At 72.5% G+C, this 20,087-nt stretch carries 15 protein-coding genes and 1 pseudogene; 5 read left to right on the forward strand and 11 right to left on the reverse strand.

Annotated elements, in window-relative coordinates; genetic code table 11:
* Positions 1-116: 116 nt before the first annotated feature.
* From ACWCRJ_RS21510 to ACWCRJ_RS21530, 5 genes and pseudogenes are all read right to left on the reverse strand, one after another.
* A complete protein-coding gene (locus ACWCRJ_RS21510) occupies positions 117-1,061 on the reverse strand; it encodes a CDP-alcohol phosphatidyltransferase family protein (protein ID WP_005481997.1) in 945 nt (314 codons plus the stop codon).
* A gap of 245 nt (positions 1,062-1,306) precedes the next feature.
* Positions 1,307-2,549: pseudogene (gene mgt, locus ACWCRJ_RS21515) on the reverse strand (macrolide-inactivating glycosyltransferase).
* A 19-nt stretch (positions 2,550-2,568) separates the two neighbouring features.
* Positions 2,569-3,852, reverse strand: a complete 1,284-nt coding sequence (locus ACWCRJ_RS21520; protein WP_450940777.1) for an ABC transporter substrate-binding protein — start codon at positions 3,850-3,852, stop codon at positions 2,569-2,571.
* Complete coding sequence (locus ACWCRJ_RS21525) at positions 3,852-4,685, reverse strand: carbohydrate ABC transporter permease (protein WP_450940778.1); 834 nt, start codon at positions 4,683-4,685, stop codon at positions 3,852-3,854. Before ACWCRJ_RS21525 ends, ACWCRJ_RS21520 begins: the two co-directional genes overlap by 1 nt.
* Entirely contained in the window at positions 4,682-5,629 is a 948-nt protein-coding gene (locus ACWCRJ_RS21530) for a carbohydrate ABC transporter permease (RefSeq protein ID WP_450940779.1), read from the reverse strand. The genes ACWCRJ_RS21525 and ACWCRJ_RS21530 overlap by 4 nt, the downstream gene beginning before the upstream one ends.
* Before the next feature lie 143 nt (positions 5,630-5,772).
* On the opposite strand from ACWCRJ_RS21530, the gene ACWCRJ_RS21535 reads away from it, so the two are divergent.
* Positions 5,773-6,636 (forward strand): phosphotransferase enzyme family protein, encoded by an 864-nt coding sequence (locus tag ACWCRJ_RS21535; protein WP_450940780.1) that lies wholly within the window; start codon positions 5,773-5,775, stop codon positions 6,634-6,636.
* Between the two features lie 11 nt (positions 6,637-6,647).
* On the opposite strand, the gene ACWCRJ_RS21540 is transcribed toward ACWCRJ_RS21535, so the two are convergent.
* The 3 genes from ACWCRJ_RS21540 to ACWCRJ_RS21550 form a co-directional block, all read right to left on the reverse strand.
* Positions 6,648-7,133 carry a GNAT family N-acetyltransferase gene (locus ACWCRJ_RS21540; protein ID WP_450940781.1) on the reverse strand — a complete coding sequence of 162 codons (486 nt, stop codon included), beginning with the start codon at positions 7,131-7,133 and terminating at the stop codon, positions 6,648-6,650.
* Complete coding sequence (locus tag ACWCRJ_RS21545) at positions 7,130-7,849, reverse strand: exonuclease domain-containing protein (protein WP_450940782.1); 720 nt, start codon at positions 7,847-7,849, stop codon at positions 7,130-7,132. Before ACWCRJ_RS21545 ends, ACWCRJ_RS21540 begins: the two co-directional genes overlap by 4 nt.
* A gap of 126 nt (positions 7,850-7,975) precedes the next feature.
* Positions 7,976-9,223, reverse strand: coding sequence for an SAV2148 family HEPN domain-containing protein (locus ACWCRJ_RS21550; protein ID WP_450940783.1), 1,248 nt, complete (start codon positions 9,221-9,223; stop codon positions 7,976-7,978).
* A gap of 327 nt (positions 9,224-9,550) precedes the next feature.
* On the opposite strand from ACWCRJ_RS21550, the gene glgX reads away from it, so the two are divergent.
* From glgX to ACWCRJ_RS21565, 3 genes are all read left to right on the forward strand, one after another.
* The gene (glgX, locus tag ACWCRJ_RS21555) at positions 9,551-11,695 is read left to right on the forward strand and encodes a glycogen debranching protein GlgX (protein ID WP_450940784.1); all 2,145 of its coding nucleotides are present in this window, start codon (positions 9,551-9,553) and stop codon (positions 11,693-11,695) included.
* 105 nt (positions 11,696-11,800) lie between these two features.
* On the forward strand, positions 11,801-14,149 hold the full coding sequence (treY, locus tag ACWCRJ_RS21560; protein ID WP_450940785.1) for a malto-oligosyltrehalose synthase: 2,349 nt from the start codon (positions 11,801-11,803) through the stop codon (positions 14,147-14,149).
* A 195-nt stretch (positions 14,150-14,344) separates the two neighbouring features.
* A complete protein-coding gene (locus ACWCRJ_RS21565; RefSeq protein ID WP_450940901.1) occupies positions 14,345-15,598 on the forward strand; it encodes a M14 family zinc carboxypeptidase in 1,254 nt (417 codons plus the stop codon).
* 4 nt (positions 15,599-15,602) lie between these two features.
* Here the strand turns inward: ACWCRJ_RS21565 and ACWCRJ_RS21570 are convergent, their stop codons facing one another.
* The 3 genes from ACWCRJ_RS21570 to ACWCRJ_RS21580 form a co-directional block, all read right to left on the reverse strand.
* On the reverse strand, positions 15,603-16,010 hold the full coding sequence (locus ACWCRJ_RS21570) for an SSI family serine proteinase inhibitor (protein WP_450940786.1): 408 nt from the start codon (positions 16,008-16,010) through the stop codon (positions 15,603-15,605).
* Positions 16,007-17,329, reverse strand: coding sequence for a M14 family zinc carboxypeptidase (locus ACWCRJ_RS21575; RefSeq protein WP_450940787.1), 1,323 nt, complete (start codon positions 17,327-17,329; stop codon positions 16,007-16,009). The genes ACWCRJ_RS21570 and ACWCRJ_RS21575 overlap by 4 nt, the downstream gene beginning before the upstream one ends.
* Positions 17,330-17,524: 195 nt before the next feature.
* Positions 17,525-18,076: a DUF1707 and FHA domain-containing protein gene (locus tag ACWCRJ_RS21580; protein ID WP_046918062.1), complete on the reverse strand. Its 552-nt coding sequence runs from the start codon at positions 18,074-18,076 to the stop codon at positions 17,525-17,527.
* Between the two features lie 241 nt (positions 18,077-18,317).
* On the opposite strand from ACWCRJ_RS21580, the gene treZ reads away from it, so the two are divergent.
* On the forward strand, positions 18,318-20,063 hold the full coding sequence (gene treZ / locus ACWCRJ_RS21585; RefSeq protein ID WP_450940788.1) for a malto-oligosyltrehalose trehalohydrolase: 1,746 nt from the start codon (positions 18,318-18,320) through the stop codon (positions 20,061-20,063).
* Positions 20,064-20,087: the final 24 nt, after the last annotated feature.

Genomic DNA, 20,087 nt, shown 5'->3' on the forward strand with positions numbered 1-20,087 from the left:
GTGTACGTGTGGTTCCCCCTCGCCCCGGGGGGGGGGTTCGGGCCGGGGCCGGAGGCGATGTCATCGCCTCCGGCCCCGTCCGTACCCCCGTGCGTGTCCCCGTCGGGCCGACCGGCTCAGGCGGCCGCGGCCATGTCCCCCCGGTCGAAGGAGTCCAGGGTGCGGGTGAAGTCGCGGGTGGAGAGCAGCAGCTTGTAGACGATGGCCAGCTCGAAGACGAGCAGCAGGGCGCCGGAGACGATGGTCGCCATCATCACGGAGTCGATGAACGGGCCGATCATGAAGACGCCCATCTGGAACTCGATGCCGCTGATCAGGTGGGGGCGGACCCGGTGGCGCAGCAGGAAGGACCGGACGCGCAGATAGGCGGGGAAGCGGCGGCGGAACTCCTGGTGCAGGTCGACGACCTGGGTCTGCGGCGCGGCCTGGGTGACCTCGGCGGTGGCCGTGCGCAGGTCCTGCTCGATGTCGGCCTCGGGGTTCTCGCGCAGCAGGTCCTCCATGAAGGCCAGTTCCCGCTCGTTCTCGGCGCGGCGGGCCTCGCGCAGCCGGGCCTTGATCTGCTTGCGCATGGTGTGGCGGACCTTGAAGGTCTCCAGGGAGTTGATGTAGCGCAGGGCGTCGCAGCCGATGACGGCGGCGGCGAGCCAGATGTAGAAGGTCTCGCCGGTGCGGTGGTACTGCCCTGCCATCAGGGCCACCGAGCAGGCTGCGACCCGGACGCGGTCGAAGACGAAGTCGAGCCAGGCCCCGAACACGGACCCCTGGCCGGTGAGCCGTGCGACCTTGCCGTCCATGCAGTCGAGGATGAAGCTCAGGTGGTAGACGACGGCGCCGGCGATCAGCCAGCGCCAGTCGCCGAGCGCGAAGAAGGCGGCGGAGACCAGACCCAGTACGAAGGCACCCCAGGTCAGCTGGTTGGGTGTGATCCTCGTGTACTTCGCGGTCAGCCGCACCAACGGTGTGGCGACCGGGTCGACGAGCAGCACGGTCCACCAGGCGTCCCGCTTCTTCTGCGTGACGCGGCGCACTTCCGCGAGGTCGGGTATGTCTCGGCGCATGGGTCAACTTCCTGGCGTTCGAAATGAATTCACACCCAGCTTGGGTTTCGTTCATCCGAGGAACAAGAAGCGCCGACCACAACCTTTCGCAGGGGGTAACGGTCCAACCCGGCAACAGAGTCAATGCGTCCACCTCGCGGGACCGGCGTTACCCCAACGTTATGAAACGACCGGACCGTTACCTAAAATGTGCCGGGACTTCACGGTAAACGTGGAACCTGATGGCTTGCCCCGCTATCCGCCACTTATCCGCGCCGCCCCGAACCACCGGTCAGCTCCGCCTCGATGAGGTCTGCGGCGCGTCGGGTGCCGCCCTCCGCCGCCATCTCCCGCTGCAGCTCCTTGAGCCGGCGGGCCACGTCGGGGTCGTCGACGAGGGAGAGGACCGCCTCGCGCAGGGCGTCCGCCGTCGCCTCCTCCTTGGGGAGGTGACGGGCGACGCCGAGCGACTGGAGCATGTCGGCGTTGCCGAACTGGTCGACGGCCTGCGGTACGGCGACCATGGGCGTGGCGGTGGCGAGCCCTTCCTGACTGCCGCCGGCGCCCGCGTGGGTGATGAACACGTCGGCCTGCCTGAGGATCGCGAGCTGCGGCACCCAGTCCCGCACCTCCACACCGGCCGGGATCTCACCCAGCTCCGCCGGGTCGACGTGCCTGCCGACCTGGAGCACCGTGTGCCAGCCGGGCAGGTCACCGAAGGCCCGCACGCACGCGCGGTAGAAGTCGGGCTGCTTGGTGAAGGCCGACCCGAGCGAGACGAGCAGCACCTTCTCGGCGTGCGCCGGCCGCGTCCAGTCGCCCTGTGCCGCACGGTCGCCCTGACAGGCACCGACGAAGGTGTGGAGGCTCTCGTCGACCCGGTCGGCATGCGGCTGGAGGGCCTTCGGGATGAGGACCAGCGAGCGGTCCGGGCGGGCGCCGAAGGAGTCGGGGTCCGTGTCCATCCCGTTCTCGTCCAGCCAGGCCTGGAAGCGGGCGTAGTAGGCACGGCCCCGCTCGGTCTTCTTCGGCTCGGCCCACATGGGCGCGGCGACCTCCTCCTCGTAGCCGGTCCAGGCGACCAGGTTCGGGGAGAGCGAGACGGCCCGCACGCCCCAGCGGCGGGCGAGAACGGGCGCGGGGTAGGAGGTGATGTCGTGGAGCACCAGGTCGGGTTCGTCGCCCTCGTACGCCTCGACGAGCTGGGGCAGGGCCTGGATCGCGTCGTCCAGGAAGGGCTCCACGTTGTCGAGGAGGGTGGTGCCCCAGGCCTCGGGGTCGGCGTCGGGGCCGGGCAGTGTCGAGTGCCAGAGCTTCGGCTCGGCACCGGCCTCCGCGACCTTCTCGGCGAAGGCGGGCGGGATCGCGTACGTGACCCGGTGCCCGCGGGCCACCAGCTCGCGGATCACTTCGAGGCTGGGGTTCACGTGACCGTGGGCGGCGATGGAGAACATGGCGATGTGGGAGGGCATGACCATGACCGTATGAGAGACGAGACGTCTCGTGCAAGTTGTTTCCGGCCCACGGCTCATCGCTGGTAGCGGGCCAGCACCAGGTTCCCGTCGTCCTCCAGCCGGTCGCGCAGCTCGTCGAGGCCGATCGCGCCGCTGTAGTACTCCTGGTAGGCGGGGGTGGCGACCTTGTCCTTCCACTCCGGGTAGCCGCGCACGGACTGGGCGGGGGCGGAGCGGAGGTGGGCGGCGAGAGCCGTGCCGACGGCCCAGTCGTGCTCGCTCGTGCGCAGCGCCGGGTCCTTCAGGGCCTCGGTGCCGGTCGGAAGCATCCAGTCGCCGAGGGCGAGGCGGACCATGTTCTCCGGGCGCAGCAGGAAGTCGATGAACTCGGCGGCCTCCTTCTTGTGCGGGCTGTCCTCGGCGACCGAGAGGGTCTGCGGGCTGACGCCCTGGGTGAGGCCGTCGGCGCCGGCCGGGGCGGGCAGCACCTGCCAGTCGAAGCCCTCGGGGGCCTGCTGCACGATCTGCTGGCGGTACGAGAAGCCGAGCGGGACCATCGCGTACCTGCCGCCGAAGAAACCGGGCAGGGTGTCGGAGCCGCCCATGCCCAGCGTGGTGCGGGGCGCGCTCCCGTCGGTGTTCACCTGATCCCGCACGGTCCTCGGGACGACGGCGTCGGCCGCCTCGAAGCGGACCTCGGCCCGGCCGTCCGCGTCCCGGTGGAACAGCCGCCCGCCCGCCGAGAGGGAGAGGTTCAGGGTGGCCGACACCGGCTCCTTCAGCGGCCAGGCGACCCCGTACCCGCCGTCGCCGCTCAGCTTCTCGACGACCTCGCCGAACTCCGCCCAGCTCCACGGGTCCCCGGGGGTCGGAACGCGCACGCCCGACTTCCGCAACCACGTCGCGTTGGCGATCAGCACCCTCGGTTCCTGGAGGAACGGCACCCCGTAGATCCCGTCCCCGAACGTCGTCGTCTCCCAACTGCGCCCCGGAATGTCCGTCCTGAGCCGCTCGGGCAGCAGCTCACGCAGGTCGGCGAGGTAGCCGCCGTACGCGAAGTCCGCGAGGTCGTCGGAGGCGTCGTGGATGATGTCCGGTGCCTCACCGCCCTCGAAGGAGGTGAGCAGCTGGTCGTGGACACTGTCCCAACTCCCCTGGACGTACTCGACCTCGACGCCCGGGTGGGTGGCGTTCCACTCCTTCACCAGCTCCTTGTTGACGGCGACCGACTCCTTCTGCCAGGCCAGGGACTGGAAGCGGAGGGTGACCCGGCCGTCGGCGGGGTCACCGTCGCCGGTCGTGCAGCCGCCTGCCAGGAGGCACAGCAGCAGGGCCGCGACGGGCCATCGGGCGCGCATCAGCTCTTCACCGCCCCGGCGAGCATGCCGCCCGTGATCCGTTTCTGGATGACCGCGAAGACGACCAGCGAGGGGAGCGTCGCGAGGAACGCCGCGGCGGCCAGCGGGCCGAGGTCGGCCGCGCCCTCCGCGCCGATGAAGTGGGTGAGGACGACCGGGAGAGTCTGCTTCTGCGGGGTCTTCAGCAGCACCAGCGCGAAGAAGAACTCGTTCCACGCGGTGATGAACGCGAACAGCGCCGTCGCCACGATGCCCGGGGCCAGCAGCGGCGCCGTCACCGACACCAGCGTCCGCAGCCTCCCGGCCCCGTCCACCGCGGCCGCCTCCTCCAGCTCGACGGGCACGGCCCGGACGTAGCCGACGAGCATCCACAGCGCGAACGGCAGCGCCCACACCACGTAGACCATGACCAGCCCGGGCACGGAGTCGATCAGCCGCAGGTTCTTCAGCACCAGGAACAGCGGGATGATCACCAGCACGAACGGGAACGCCTGGCTGACCACCACCCACCCGGTCGCCATGCGCGACAGCGTCGTGCGGTGCCGGGCCATGACGTAGGCCATCGGGGTGGCGACGAGTACGGCGACGAGCGCCGCGCCGAGCGCCGCGAGGAGTGAGTTCAGCGCGGCCTCCAGCAGCGGCTGTTCGTCGAAGGCCTGGCGGAAGTTGGCGAGGGTCGGGTTCCCCGGGATCCAGGTCGGATGGAGACTTCCCAGCTCGCGCGCCGGTTTGAAGGCGGTGGAGACCAGCCAGAGGAAGGGGAACGCGAGGAAGACGAGATACGCGAGAAGGGCCAGGTACTGGCCGGTGCGCGCGGTCCCGCTGGACCTCATGCCTCACCACCCCGCCTCAGCCGGCCGGCCAGACTGAAGGCGAGGACGGTCGAGATCACCGCGACCATCACGCATCCCATCGCCGCCGCGTACCCGAACTGCCCATAGCGGAACGCCTCCTCGTACGCGAAGAGCATCGGCAGGCGGGTGCGGCCGCCGGGGCCGCCGTTGGTCAGGACGTAGACCAGGGCGAAGGAGTTGAAGTTCCAGATCAGGTTGAGCGCGGAGATGGCGAGGGCGACGGGTCTGAGGGCGGGCCAGGTGACCGTGCGGAAGCGGCGCCAGGCGCCGGCGCCGTCCATGGCGGCAGCCTCGTGCAGTTCGCGCGGGGTGTTCTGCAGCCCGGCGAGCAGGGCGACGGTGGTCTGGGGCAGGCCCGCCCAGACGCCGACCACCATGACGGCGGGGAGCGCCGTGGCCAGTCCGCTCAGCCAGTCGCGGCCGTCGCCGAGGCCCAGGTCGCGGAGGGTCTCGTTGAGAATGCCCGCGTCGGGGTTGTAGACGAGCCGCCACATGATGCCGACGACCACCTCGGGCATCGCCCAGGGGACGATCGCGAGCGCCCGTGCCGCCCAGCGCAGCCGCAGGGGCTGGTTCAGGAGCAGGGCGAGACCGAGGGCCAGCAGGAACTGCGGCACGGTGACACCGAACGCCCATAGCAGGCCGATGCGGAACGACTCCCGGAAGAGGGTGTCGTGCAGCAGGTCCTGGAAGTTGAGGGTGCCGATCCAGCGGGTGGGTGCGGTCCGGCCGGACTGGGCGTCGGTGAACGCCAGCGCGATCCCGTAGAGCAGCGGTCCGACGCTCAGCACCAGGATGGGGATCAGCGCGGGCAGCACCAGGAACCAGGCGCCGTGGTCGATCGGGCGCCGCTCCCGGCCGTCCGCCGGGGTGCGCCGCTTGGCCGGTCGCGTGCGTTTCGGCTTCGCGGTCGCCAAGGTCATGTCCGTCATGGTCCTGAGGGCATGACAGGGCGTCAAGGCAGCGCGCACAGGCTCCGACCTGTGCGAATGCGAGACTGGCTCCGAATGGCGTGAACCCGACGCCCCCGAGGGGAGCGGCGGCCGTACGGACACGGAGGCGACGGATGGACGAGGCACGGGCGCGGGACGTCCTGGACGCGGCCGGTGTGCTGCCCGGTGCGGCCGGGGACGCGCGGCTGCTCGCGCTGGGCGAGAACGCGGTGTTCGCGGCCGGTGACCTGGTGGTCAGGGTGGGCCGCGACGCCGAACTCCTGGACCGGGCCCGCCGCGAACTGGGCATCGCGGCCTGGCTCGCCGAGGCGGGCCTCCCGGCCGTACGGGCCGCCGAGCCGAAGGCGCTGCTCGTCGAGGGGCACCCGGTGACCGTGTGGCACCGCCTGCCCGACTCCGTACGCCCCGCAGGTCCCCGCGATTTGGCCGAACTCCTACGACTGGTCCACGACCTCCCCGCCCCGCCCTTCGCACTTCCCCGCCGTGAACTGCTGGGCGGCGTGGAGCGCTGGCTGCGCCTGGCCGGCGACGCGATCGACCCGGCGGACGCGGCCTACCTCCGCGAGCGGCGCGACGGCTTCGCGGCGGCCGCGGCCGTCCTCACCCCGCGGCTGCCCCCGGGCCCGATCCACGGCGACGCCCTCCCCCGCAACGTGCACGTCGGCCCGGACGGCCCCGTCCTCGTCGACCTGGAGACCTTCTCCGGCGACCTGCGCGAGCACGACCTCGTCGTCATGGCCCTCTCCCACGACCGCTACGGGCTGCCGACGCGGGACTACGAGGCCTTCACGACCACCTACGGCTGGGACGTGCGGGAGTGGGACGGCTGCTCGGTGCTGCGGGGCGCCCGCGAGACGGCGAGCTGCGCCTGGGTGGCGCAGCACGCGCCGGGCAACCCGGCGGCGGCGGCCGAGTTCGCACGCCGTGTCGCCTCGCTGCGCGAGGGGGACGAGACGGTCCGCTGGTATCCGTTCTGAGCGGGGCCCGGTCAGACGGCCCGGAGGATGAGCGCCACCTCGTCGATCTCGGCGTCACGGGCCCGGGCGAAGCCCCGGTCGTGGCCGGTGACGACGAAGCCGCACTTCTCCAGCACGCGGATCGAGCCGGTGTTGTCGGCGGCCGCGTGGGCGTGCAGGGGCCGGGTGGGGACCAGGTCGATCAGGGCGCCGAGCGCGGCCGTGGCGAGGCCCCGGCCCCAGTGGGCGCGGTCGATCCAGTACGTGACCTCGCGTTCGTCCGGCGGCCCGTAGACGGCGGCGGTGCCGACGACCTCGCCGTCGGCGAGCACCGTGCGCGCCAGGACGTCGGGGTCGGCACGGACCTTCGCCCAGTGGGCGTCGAAGAGCGCGCGGTCGTAGTGGTACGCCCCCGTGAAGGCGGCGATCCGCCGGCCCTCCGGATCGGAGGAGAACTCCCAGTACAACGGCAGGTCGCCGTCCCGGACTTCGCGCAGGGAGATCGCGGCGGCCGTCATACCGTCTCCTCGGCCGACTCGCGCAGCGGCCAGGTCGCGTCCACGACCGCCTCGGGGTTGCCCTTGCGGCGCAGGAAGGCCTGGAAGTCGGCGGCCCATTCGGCGTACCACTCGATCTGGCGGCGGTGCAGCTCGGCCGGGCCGAGGGCGGCGACCTTCGGGTGGCGCTGGGCTATCGCGCGGGCGAGCCGGGCGGCGGCCAGGGCGTCGGCGGAGGCGTCGTGCGCGCTGTCGAGCGCGACGCCGTACTCCCCGCAGACCGCTTCGAGGTTGCGCTTGCCGCGGCGGTAGCGGTCGACGGAACGGTCGATCGTGTACGGGTCGATGACCGGCGCCGGGTCGGTGCCGAGCCGGTCGCGCAGGGACGGCAGGGCGTGCCGGCGCAGCTCGGCGGAGAGCAGGGTCAGGTCGAAGGCCGCGTTGTACGCCACGACCGGGACGCCCGTCCTCCAGTAGGAGACGAGGACGTCGGCGATGGCGTCGGCGACCTGGTCGGCGGGTCTGCCCTCGGCGACCGCGCGGGCGTTGGTGATGCCGTGCACCGCCACCGCCTCCTCCGGGATCTCCATGCCCGGATCGGCCAGCCATTCCCGGTGTCCGACCGGCTCCCCGTCCCTGACCTCGATCACCGCGCCCGTGACGATACGCGCCTCGCGCGGGTCCGTCCCGGTGGTCTCCAGGTCGAAGCCGATCAGCAGCTGCCGGTGCCAACCCATGCTGGCCCCCCTTCTTGGTGGTGCTTTCCCCCAGTGACCACCACCATCGCATGGGCCACTGACAATCCGAGGACCGCATTCCGCCTGACGCCGCGCCACCGTGTCACGGCCCGCGTCACGCCCGGCTCACGACACCGGTCGCGAGTCCGCCCACGCCACTTCGAACTCCTCCCGGTAGGTGTCCAAAAGCCCGACTTCGCCGTTGTCGCCGGCTTTGAGCACCCGGCTGCCGCCGCGCAGCACGAGGACCGGCGCCTCCATGCCCCGGGTGCGGCGCAGATACGTCTGGACGACCGCGACCCCGTCCGAGCCGTCGCCGTCCACGAGGTAGGCGGTGAAGCGGGGCGTCTCGTCGAAGACCTGGATCTCGAAGGCGTCGGGGTCGCGCAGCCGCGAGCGGACCCGGCGCATATGGAGGATGTTCATCTCCACCGCCCGGCTCAACTCACCCCTCTTTATGCCCAGTTCGCGCTCACGCCGCTTGACCGCGCTGGACGCCGGGTTGAGGAAGAGCAGCCGCGCCCGGCAGCCCGACTCGGCGAGCCGCACGAGCCGCCGCCCGGAGAAGTTCTGCACGAGCAGGTTCAGGCCTATGCCGATGGCGTCGAGGCGGCGGGCGCCGCCGAAGAGGTCCTCGGCGGGGAACTGCCGCAGCAGCCGCACCCGGTCGGGGTGGACGCCGACGACGTCCGCGTACCGGTCGCCGACCAGCTCCTCGACCGCGTCAACGGGCAGCCGGCGCGCGGAGGGCACGTCACTGCCCGCTCCCAGGATCTCCAGCAGCTTCGCCGAGGCACGCTCGGCCTGGGCGAGGACGGCCTCGGACAGGGCCCGGTTGCGGGAGACGACGTTCCGGGTGACCTCCAATTCGTCCAGGGCCAGTTCCACGTCGCGCCGCTCGTCGATGTAGGGCTCGAAGCAGGGCCAGTGCTGCACCATCAGCTCGCGCAGCTGGGGCAGGGTGAGGAAGCTCAGGGTGTTGTCGTCGGCGGGGTCGAGCAGATAGCCCTTGCGACGGCTGACCTCGCGTACGGCGACGGCACGCTGCACCCACTCCTGACCTGCGGGTCCGGCGGCGGCGACCACCCAGTCGTCGCCGTGGACGGGCTCGTAGACGGGCCGCAGCACGGCGGCCACCACGGCGCGCAGCCGCTGTTCGACGAGGTTCAGCCAGATGTAGGCGCGGCCGGCCCGCTGGGCGCGGGTGCGCACTTCGAGCCAGGCATCGGCGTTCCAGTCCAGTTCCGGGCCGATGGATCCCGTCTCCATCGGCCGTGCCAGGGACACCGCGCCGGGCGGGACATCCGTGGAGTTCCCCTCGTGACCCGTGTCGCCCGTGTCACCAGGAGGCAGCTCCAGCCCTCCCGAGCCCACCCGCGTACCGCCTTCCGCTCCCCTGAGCCGACCCCTACTCAACGATCAAGGAGGGTACTCCGGTAGCGGATGACGATACAGCCGGATGGACAGGTCGTTTCCCAACTACCGCACGTGACGGCCCTGTTCCGCCCCGTCGCCGGGCCGGGAGTGAGCTGATTCATAGGTGGTCGGCGGCGAGGACCCGACACTGGCGGCCTCCGGAGCGTCACGAAGTGTCCCGCACTGGGCAGGAGGGACGTATGTCCTAGGAGGTTCCATCAGTTTGGGGGAGACTCCCCTCGGAGTCGCCCCCAGCGGCGCGCGACAACTGGAAGAGTCGTATCCATGCAGGTCTGGCCTGGACAGGCGTATCCACTCGGTGCCACGTACGACGGCGCCGGTACCAACTTCGCGGTCTTCTCGGAGGCCGCGCATCGAGTCGAGCTGTGTCTGCTGGACGACGACGGCTCCGAGACGGCGGTGGAACTGCGCGAGACGGACGCGTTCGTGCGGCACGCGTACCTGCCCGGCGTGATGCCGGGACAGCGGTACGGCTTCCGCGTGCACGGCCCGTACGCGCCGGAGCGCGGGCTGCGCTCCAACTCCGCGAAGCTGCTCCTCGACCCGTACGCGCGCGCCATCAGCGGCGCGGTCAAGTGGGGCGAGGAGGTGTACGGCTACCGCTTCGGGGCGCCCGAGGAGCGCAACGACCTCGACTCGGCGCCCCACATGATGACGTCCGTCGTGGTCAATCCCTACTTCGACTGGGGCGACGACCGGCGGCCCCGCACCGAGTACCACCACACGGTGATCTACGAGGCCCATGTCAAGGGCCTCACCATGCGCCACCCGGGGCTGCCCGAGGAACTGCGCGGCACGTACGCGGCGCTCGCCCATCCGGCGATCATCGAGCATCTGACCGCGCTGGGCGTCACGGCGCTGGAGCTGATGCCCGTACACCAGTTCGTGAACGACCACCGGCTCGCCGACATGGGCCTCGGCAACTACTGGGGCTACAACACGATCGGCTTCTTCGCCCCGCACAACGCGTACGCCTCCTGGGGCGACCGGGGACAGCAGGTGCTGGAGTTCAAGTCGGCGGTGCGGGCGCTGCACGAGGCGGGGATCGAGGTCATCCTCGACGTGGTCTACAACCACACCGCCGAGGGCAACCACCTGGGGCCGACGCTCTCCTTCAAGGGCCTCGACAACCCGTCGTACTACCGGCTCACGGACGACCCGCGCTACTACATGGACACCACGGGCACGGGCAACTCCCTGCTGATGCGGTCGCCGCACGTCCTGCAGCTGATCATGGACTCGCTGCGGTACTGGGTCACCGAGATGCATGTCGACGGCTTCCGCTTCGACCTCGCGGCGACGCTGGCCCGGCAGTTCCACGAGGTGGACCGGCTGTCGTCGTTCTTCGACCTCGTCCAGCAGGACCCGGTGGTCTCCCAGGTGAAGCTGATCGCCGAGCCCTGGGACGTCGGCGAGGGCGGCTACCAGGTGGGGAACTTCCCGCCGCTGTGGACCGAGTGGAACGGCAAGTACCGCGACACCGTGCGCGACCTGTGGCGGGGCGAGCCGCGCACGCTCGCGGAGTTCGCGTCCCGGCTGACCGGCTCCTCCGACCTGTACCAGGACGACGGGCGACGCCCGCTGGCCTCCATCAACTTCGTGACCTGCCACGACGGATTCACGATGCGGGACCTGGTCTCCTACAACGAGAAGCACAACGACGCCAACGGCGAGGACAACCGGGACGGGGAGAGCCACAACCGGTCCTGGAACTGCGGGGCCGAGGGCGAGACCGACGACCCCGGGGTGACCGCGCTGCGCGTCCGCCAGATGCGGAACTTCATCGCCACCCTCATGCTGTCGCAGGGCGTGCCGATGCTCAGCCACGGGGACGAGTTCGCGCGTACGCAGGGCGGCAACAACAACGCGTACTGCCAGGACAACGAGTTGTCGTGGGTGCCCTGGCCGTCAGACGGCGGCGGCGAGGACGGGGACGGGGACGACGGCGGGGTCTACGGGGACCTGCTGGAGTTCACGCGCGCGATGGTGTGGCTGCGCAAGGACCACCCCGTCTTCCGGCGGCGCCGGTTCTTCCACGGGCGGCCGGTGGAGGGGACGCACGACGAGCTGTCGGACATCGCCTGGTTCACGCCGCAGGGCCAGGAGATGGAGCAGCGGGACTGGGACTCGGCGCAGGCCGGGGCGTTGAGCGTGTTCCTGAACGGCAACGCGATCTCCGAGCCGGGTGCGCGCGGTGAGCGGATCGGCGACGACTCGTTCCTGCTCATGGTGAACGCGTCGGCCGAGCCGCTGGAGTTCGTGGTGCCGGTCAATCACGGGCCGCAGTGGCAGATGGTGGTGGACACGGGGCGCGAGGACGCGGTTCCGGTGGACGGGCCGAAGGTGGCGGCCGGGGAGAGGGTGAGTCTGGTGGACCGGAGTCTGGTGGTCTTCCGAAGGCCGGCCTAGGTGGAGTGCCCCGTGATGCGCGAGGACCCCCGCGTCCCCGGAAGCGATACGTGTCGTCGCGTGTCACGGTGCTCCAAATGTCGTGGGGCGGGTACGTAGGACTGCATGACCTCTGTCGTGCCTGCCGCCACCTACCGCATCCAGCTCCAGCCCGGCTTCCCCTTCGCCGCCGCCGCGGCCGCCGTCCCGTACATCGCCTCCCTCGGCGTCTCCCATCTGCACCTCTCCCCCGTCCTGGAGGCCGTCCCCGGGTCCGCGCACGGCTACGACGTGGTCGACCACGGGCGGGTGCGGGAGGAACTCGGGGGCGAGGAGGGACTGCGGGCGCTGGCCCGCACCGCGCGGGACCACGGACTCGGCCTCGTCGTGGACATCGTGCCGAACCACATGGCCATGGCCCCTCGGCACAACCGGGCGCTGTGGGAGGTGCTGCGGGAGGGGCCGGAGTCGGCGTACGCGCGGTGGTTCGACATCGACTGGGAGGCACAGGGCGGCCGGCTGCTGCTGCCGGTGCTCGGGGGGCCGCTGGGCGCGGAGATCGACCAGTTCGTGGTCGACGGGCGGGAGCTGCGCTACTACGACCATGTGTTCCCGCTGCGGGAGGGCACCGAGAAGCTGCCGCTGCCGCAGCTGCTGGACGCGCAGTGGTACCGGCCGGTGTGGTGGCGGCTGGCCCGGACGGAGCTGAACTACCGGCGCTTCTTCAGCATCTCGGAGCTGATCGGGGTGCGGGTCGAGGAACCGGACGTCTTCGACGCGACCCACGCGAAGATCCTGCGGCTGCTGGCGGAGGGAGTCGTCGACGGGCTGCGGGTCGACCACCCCGACGGGCTCGCCGACCCGGACGCCTATCTGCGGCGGCTGCACGGGGCGACCGGCGGGCGGTGGACCGTCGTCGAGAAGATCCTGGCGGACGGGGAGCCGCTTCCGGCGGCCTGGCCGGTCGCGGGGACGACCGGTTACGACGCGCTGCGGCACGTCGACGGGCTGTTCACGGACCCGGCGGGGGCCGATGAACTGGTGGACCGGTACCGGCGGTTCACGGCCGCGCAGACCGACCGGGGCGGCGACTGGGAGTCGACCGTGCGGCGGGCCGCGTACCGGGTGCTCACGCACGAGCTGGTCGCCGAGGTGGAGCGGCTCACCCGGGTGGCGCACCGGTTGTGCGAGCGCTCCCCTCTGCTCTCGCTGCGCGACCAGGCGCCGTGGGCGCTGCGCACCGCGCTGTGCGAGCTGCTCGCGCGGATGGAGGTGTACCGGCCGTACACCTCCGAGGACGCCTCCCTCGTCCTCACCGAGGAGGCCGCGGCCGAGGCGCGCGCGCTGTTCGTGGTGCCCGAGGAGGCCCGGTCGGTGGACGCCGTACGGGATCTGGTGCTGGGCCGGGTCGGTGACGGGCCGGAGCACGCGGAGTTCCGGGCCCGGTTCGCGCAGACCTCGTCGGCGCTGCGGGCGAAGTCGGTGGAGGACACGGCGTTCTACCGCTACGTGCCGCTGCTCTCGGCGAACGAGGTGGGGGGCGATCCGGGCAGCCCGGCCGTGTCGGCCGAGGACTTCCACGCCTACTGCGCCCGGGTGCAGCGCGACTGGCCGGCGACGGGGACCGTGCTGTCGACGCACGACACCAAGCGCAGCGCGGATGTGCGGGCGGCGATCGCGGTACTCGCGGAGTGCCCGCAGCGGTGGGGTGACGTCCTGGCGGAGGTGACGGGGGCCAAAGACGGCGACGGGGCCGGTGTGCCGGATCCGCAGCTGGCGTGGGCGGCCTGGCAGACGGCGTTCGGGCTCGGGCCCGCGGACGGCGACCGGCTGCGGGACGCCCTGCTGAAGCATGTCCGGGAGGCCGGTCTGCACACCTCCTGGACCGAGCAGAACCCGGCGTACGAAGGGGCGGTGGCGGAGTTCGTCGCGCGGGGCCCCGCCATGGACACCCGGGTCGCCGCGCTGCGGGAGGAGCTGGAGCCGTACGTGCGGGCCAACCGCCTCGGCGCGGCCCTGGTGCAGCTGACCATGCCGGGGGTGCCGGACCTCTACCAGGGAACGGAGGACGAGTACCGGGCGCTGGTGGACCCGGACAACCGCCGGCCCTTCGCGCCGCGCGACGCGGGCCCCGACGCGTCCGAGAAGTTCCGGCTCACCTCGGCCGCGCTGCGGCTGCGCGCGCGGCGGCCGGAGGTGTTCGGGGACTCGGCGACGTACGCGCCGCTGTCGGCGGAGGGGCCCGGGGCCGGGCACTGTGTGGCCTTCGCCCGGTCCGGGGAGGTGGTCACGGCGGTGACACGGCTGTCGCTGCGGCTGGCGGAGGCCGGGGGCTGGCGGGACACCCGGCTGACGCTGCCGAAGGGCCGGTGGGCCGAGGTGCTCGGTGGGGAGCGGGAGTTCACGGGCGACGTGCGGGTGGCGGATCTCTTCGGGACGCTGCCGGTCGCGCTCCTGGAGCGGGTCGGCGCCTGAGGGCGGCTCCCCCGCCGGGGTGACGGGTAAGGCGTCACCCGGTGCCGGGCGGGGAGCGGTGGCTCTCGTGCGGGGAATCGGTGAGTGCGCTCGGGCGCCCCTGGGCGCCGCCCCCCATAAAGGCGGACACTGGGCATATCCCCCACTCGGCCGTGCCGGGTGTGCGGATGCTGATGCCAGGTGGACTGGACGGGGGTGGGTCTGCTGTCGGAGCTCGGTTATCCCACGGTGGCGGAACTGGAGGCGGCGGCACGGACTCTGACGGCGCGCCGGCCGGGGCTGTGCGCGCTGCGGCGGATCGGTGTGTCCCGTGCGGGCCGGCCGCTGCGGCTGCTGTCCGTGGGCCACGCGAGACGGGCGGTCCTGGTCGTCGCGGGCGCCCACGCGAACGAGCCGACCGGCGGCTCCACGGTGCTCGCACTGGCCGAACGGGTCCTGCGGGACCGGGAGTTGCGGGCCGGTGTCTCCTGGCACTTCGTGCTCTGCGCCGACCCGGACGGGGCGAGTCTGCACACGACCCCGGCGCCGCGCACCCTGTTCGACTACCACCTGGGGTTCTTCCGGCCGGCCGGTCCCGAGCAGCCGGAGTGGTCGCCGTCGGTACTGCCGCCGGACCGGCTGCCGCCCGAGACGCACGCCCTGCTCGGTGTGCTGGACGAGCTGCGGCCCTACCTCCAGGTGACCCTGCACGGCACCGATCTCGGCGGCAGCTGGGTGCAGTTGACGAAGGACGTGCCGGGGCTGGCCGAGCCGTTCGCCAAGTCCGCGGCCGAGCTGGGGATACCGGTGGAGAGGGGCGCCTCGGACGCCGCGGGCTGGCCCGTGTCCGGGCCGGGGGTGTTCGTGATGCCCCGGCCCGGCGGCCACGCCGCCTACCCGAGCATGCCGGACGACGCCCGGCACAGCACCTGGTACCACGCCCACCGGTACGGCGGCCTGACGGCGGTCGTCGAGGTACCGATGTGGGCGAGCGACCTGGTGGACGACATCGCCCCGCACCCGGCCCCGGCGGCGGCGCTGCGCCATCTGGCGCGGCGGCTCCTCGCGGACGCGGGCCAGGTGGAGCGGGTGCTCGCTCAGGCGCTGCCCCGGCTGCCGGGCCCCGAGGGGCCGTTGCTGCGGGCCGCCCGGTGGGCGCTGGCCCTGGTGCCGGGGCTGGCCCGGGACTGGACCGACGGGCCGCCGCCGGACCTGTCGACGGCGTATGTGGGCAGTGTGGACGCCTTCGGGCGCCGGCTGCCGCTGCGGGCCGCGGCGATGCTGCGGCGCGCCCTGGTGGAAGCCGAGGCCCCGGGGGCGCCCCTCCTCGAAGGGCTCGTCGCCGAGTGGTGCGAGTCCTTCGCCGACCGGTTCCGCGCCCGGCCGGTGCCGCTGGGTGACCAGGTCGAGCATCAGGTGCGCACGGTGCTGGCGGCCGCGTCCTGTGCGCGGGGGGCCACGGGGACCTGACGGGTCAGTCCGACAGGGCGAACACCGCTCCCGTGCGGGCCGCCATCACGCACGCGTTGGCGAAGGTCCGTTCGTAGGCGACCTGTCGGCCGTTCCACTGGCCCTCGGCGGTGGCGCGGACGGGGGCGTACATCTGGGTGCAGAGGGTGGGCCGGTGGGGGATGCGGGCGATGTCGCCGTCGAAGCGGCGGAGTTCCGCGCAGGCCTCGGCGGCGCGGCCGTGGCCCTGGGGCGGGTCGCACAGGAGCAGGGTGCCCCGGGTGTCGGAGGAGCGGGCGTCGCCGCGGGTGAGGGAGACGTAGAGCCAGTCGCCCTGGACGGCGGTCGCCCGGCCGGGGGCCGAGGCGGCGACGCTGAGGAGGGCGAGGGCGGCGAGCAGGCCGGCGCGTACCGCGCGGGTGGGGTTCGTCATTCCCGGTGCATCGGCACGGCGGGCTCGGAACTCCATCCCGGCTCACCCGAACGGGAGCCGTCCGGGCGCCCGGCCGCCAGGTCGAACGCGGCGAGGACCACGCGGGTCTGGTACTCCGCCTGGCGGGCCACGGGGATCCAGCGCGCCCGGTAGCCGTCGCGGTAGTCGGCGCACCACTCCTCGACGAGCCGGTCCAGCTCGGGCAGCGCGTCCGCCGGGTCGCGTCCGGCGCGGGTCACCAGCTGGTGCAGCAGCCCGGCGGTGCGCAGGGCGACCCGGCGGCCGGAGATGGCGAGGGTGGTGAGGCGGGCGGTGTCGAGCGGGGGCAGCGGCCGGGCGGCGCCGTCGTGGACGTCGGGGTCCCAGGAGTCGGCGAGGCCCGGCCCGACCAGGAGGTAGTCGTCGACCGGGGCGAGGAACCGGGCGGCGTCCGGGCCGCCGCCCACCGAGGTGCGGACGCGGCCGAGGATGCCCTCCAGAAGGCGGGTGTCGCGGCGCAGCGCGCGGCTGACACGGCGCAGCACGGCGTCGGCGTCGGGCGACGGGGAGGCGTCCTCGACGGCGCTCACGCCCCACATGGGTGCCTCGACGACGGCGGTGACCGTGCCGTAGCGGTGGGGGTGGTACCAGGTCGACTCGACGGCGGCCTCGGTGATGGCGGCGGCGAGGTCGCCGCGGCGCGGGGGCGGGATGCGGTAGACGGCGGTGCCGAGGCGGGGCCAGTACAGGGTGTCGTACGGGCTCAGCTCGCGCGGGATGCCGAGACGGGCCGCGGCGCACGCGACGCGCCGGTCGAGGCCCGGCAGGTCACGGGTCAGCTCGACGAAGCCACCGCCGACGTCGACGCCGTGCAGGGAGCACTGGAAGAAGGGCCGCAGTTCGTCCTGGAGGTCGAGCAGGGCGCGGGTCTCGGGCATGACGGCGCCGGCGGCGCCGTCGGGCAGCCATTCGGGCTGCTCCAGGAAACCGGGGCGGAAGAAGTGCCGGAAGTGGTGCCCGAGGGTGTACGGGCCGGACAGCCAGCCCTCGTTGCGGCGGGAGCCGTCGGGGTCGAGGCTCAGCAGCAGGTTCCAGGTGGTGTCGGCGCCCTCGCTCAACCGGGGGTCGGCCAGAACCCGTTCGGCGAGCCGGAGGACGGTGGCCCCGCCCACCGGCTCGTTGGCGTGCGGGCCGGCGACGACGAGGGTGTGGCGGCCGCCCCGTCCGACGGACAGCAGCCACATCGGGGTGCCCGCCCGTGAGGTGCCCACGCGGCGCAGTCGGGCGCGGTGCGGATGCCGGTCGACGAGGGCCGCCGCACGGGCGGACAACTCGTCCACGGTCGGATAGCGGAGGAGTGGCGGCAGGGCACACACCTCCACGAATGTGGTGCCGTCGGTTCACCTGGTGTGCATGGTGTACACACAGTCAGTCACGGCCGAGAACGCACGTCAACACCCTGGAAGGGAAGGGAAGTTGACAAACTCGCTGCGTAAATCCCAGGCCAGAGCTTTGCCGTGGGATCGGTCGGAAGGTCATTCCGAGGAGAGACGGAAGTTCATGCGGCCGAAACTGACCTGATCGCCGTCACGGACGACGGCCGCGCCGATCACCCGACGGCCGTTGACGGTGGTGCCGTTGGTGGAGCCGAGGTCGCGCAGGATCCACAGGCCGCCCTGGCGGCTCAGCTCGGCGTGCACCCGGGAGACCGTCTCGTGGCTGAGCCGAAGACCGCTGCCGGGGTCTCGGCCGATGCGCAGGGCGTGCTCCCTCCCGGGGTGCGGCAGCTGGAGCTTGGGGAGCCGCTCGGCCTGCCAGGCCCGGCGCAGCTTCACACCGAAACCGGAGACCGCTCCGACGGTGCCGAGCACCAGCCGGGACCAGCGCTTCTCGACGGGCAGGTCGGCGACGAGCACGGCGAGTTCGTCGGAGCGGCGGGCGGTGAGCGCCAGCTCCATCCGCCGGATGAACGTGTCGTGCGACAGACGGCCGAGGGCGACGCCGTCACGGAGCGCCCTCAGCGCGCGGTCGCGCTCGGCGTCCGACAGTCGCGCGGGGTACGTGTGGAACTCGAAGGACGACGTCACGCGTGTGATTGTCGGTCAGGGGGGCCTGGGGTGTCCAGACAAGCCGTAAACGGTGACCATCCCCGGACACATGCCTGACCGGTGGTGCGACTCACGGGGCGAAAGCGGCGATCCGACCGCGCGGAGATCCCGTTTGGCGCACGATGGAGGCGAGCGGTTCCGGCACGTGTGGGTACGTCCCGGAGCGGCTCGGCCCCTGACTACCCAGAAGGACCACCGGCAGCCGAGGGAGAAGCGTTCCGTGCAGTTCGAGGTGTGGGCACCGCAGGCCGACCGTTCGACGCTCCACCGTGAGGGCGCGACACACGCGATGGAGCGCGATCCCGGGCGGCCGGGGTGGTGGACGGTCGAGGCGGAGGGATCGGACGGCACGCGCTACGGCTTCGCCGTCGACGACGGCCCGGTCCTGCCCGATCCACGCTCGCGCCGGCAGCCCGACGGCCCCGACGGACCGAGCGCGGTCGTCGACCACGGGCGGTACGCGTGGCGCGCCGCGTGGTCCGGGCGCGGGCTGCCGGGCGCGGTGCTGTACGAGCTGCACATCGGCACCTACACCCCCGAGGGCACTCTGGACGCGGCCGCCGGGCGCCTCGCGCATCTGGTCGAACTGGGCGTCACACACGTGGAGTTGATGCCGCTGTGCCCGTTCCCGGGGACGCACGGCTGGGGTTACGAGGGCGTCTCGCTGTGGGCCGTGCACGAGCCGTACGGCGGTCCCGAGGCGCTGAAGCGGTTCGTGGACGCGGCGCACGAGCTGGGCCTCGGGGTCGTGCTCGACGTCGTGCACAACCATCTGGGCCCCTCCGGCAACTACCTGCCCGTCTTCGGCCCGTACTTCACCGAGCGGCACCACACGCCCTGGGGCGCGGCGGTCAACCTGGACGCGCCCGGCTCGGACGAGGTGCGGGCGTACTTCCTGGAGAGCGCGCTCGCCTGGCTGCGCGACTACCGCCTCGACGGACTGCGGCTGGACGCGGTGCACGCGCTCAAGGACACCCGTGCCCTGCACTTCCTGGAGGAGCTGTCGACGGCCGTCGACGCGCTCGCCGAGCAGGTGGACCGCCCGCTGTTCCTGATCGCCGAGTCGGACCTGAACGACCCGCGTCTGGTCACCCCCCGCGCGCAGGGCGGGCTCGGGCTGCACGCCCAGTGGAACGACGACTTCCACCACACCCTGCACACCACCCTGACCGGTGAGGAGCAGGGCTACTACGAGGACTTCGCGCGGGCCGGTCTGGCGGGTCTGGCGAAGACCCTGACGGGCGGCTACTTCCACGACGGCTCGTACTCGTCCTTCCGGGAGCGCCGCCACGGCCGCCCCCTGGACCGTACGAGCCTGTCCGCGCACCGGCTGCTGGGCTACACCCAGACCCACGACCAGATCGGCAACCGCGCCGAGGGGGACCGCCTCGCCGCGACCCTCTCCCCCGGCCTGCTGGCCTGCGCGGCCGCGCTCGTCCTCGCGGGCCCCTTCACCCCCATGCTCTTCATGGGCGAGGAGTGGGCGGCCTCCACCCCCTGGCAGTTCTTCACGGACCACACCGATCCGGAACTCGCGGAGGCGGTACGGCGGGGGCGGCGCCGGGAGTTCGCGGCGCACGGGTGGGCCGAGGAGGACGTGCCCGACCCCCAGGACCCGGCGACCCGCGACCGCTCCTGCCTCGACTGGTCCGAGCCGGCGCGCGAGCCGCACGCCCGGATGCTGGCCTGGTACCGCACCCTCGTCACCCTCCGCCGCACCTTCCCCGACCTGTCCGACCCCGATCTCTCCGACGTCAAGGTCGCCTACGACGAGGAGGCCCGGTGGTTCGGCTTCCGGCGGGGTGACGTGCGCGTGGCACTGAACCTGGGCAAGGAGACCGCCTCGATTCCGGTCGGGGTCCCGCACGCCCGGGTACTGGCGTCCTGGGACCCGGTGGCGGCACCGGGCGCGGACGGGGTGCTGACCCTGGGCGGGGAGTCGTGCGTGGTGCTGACGGTGGCGTGAGCACGGCACCCGGCGGCAGGACAG

This window comes from Streptomyces sp. NPDC002324 (genome assembly GCF_053593335.1).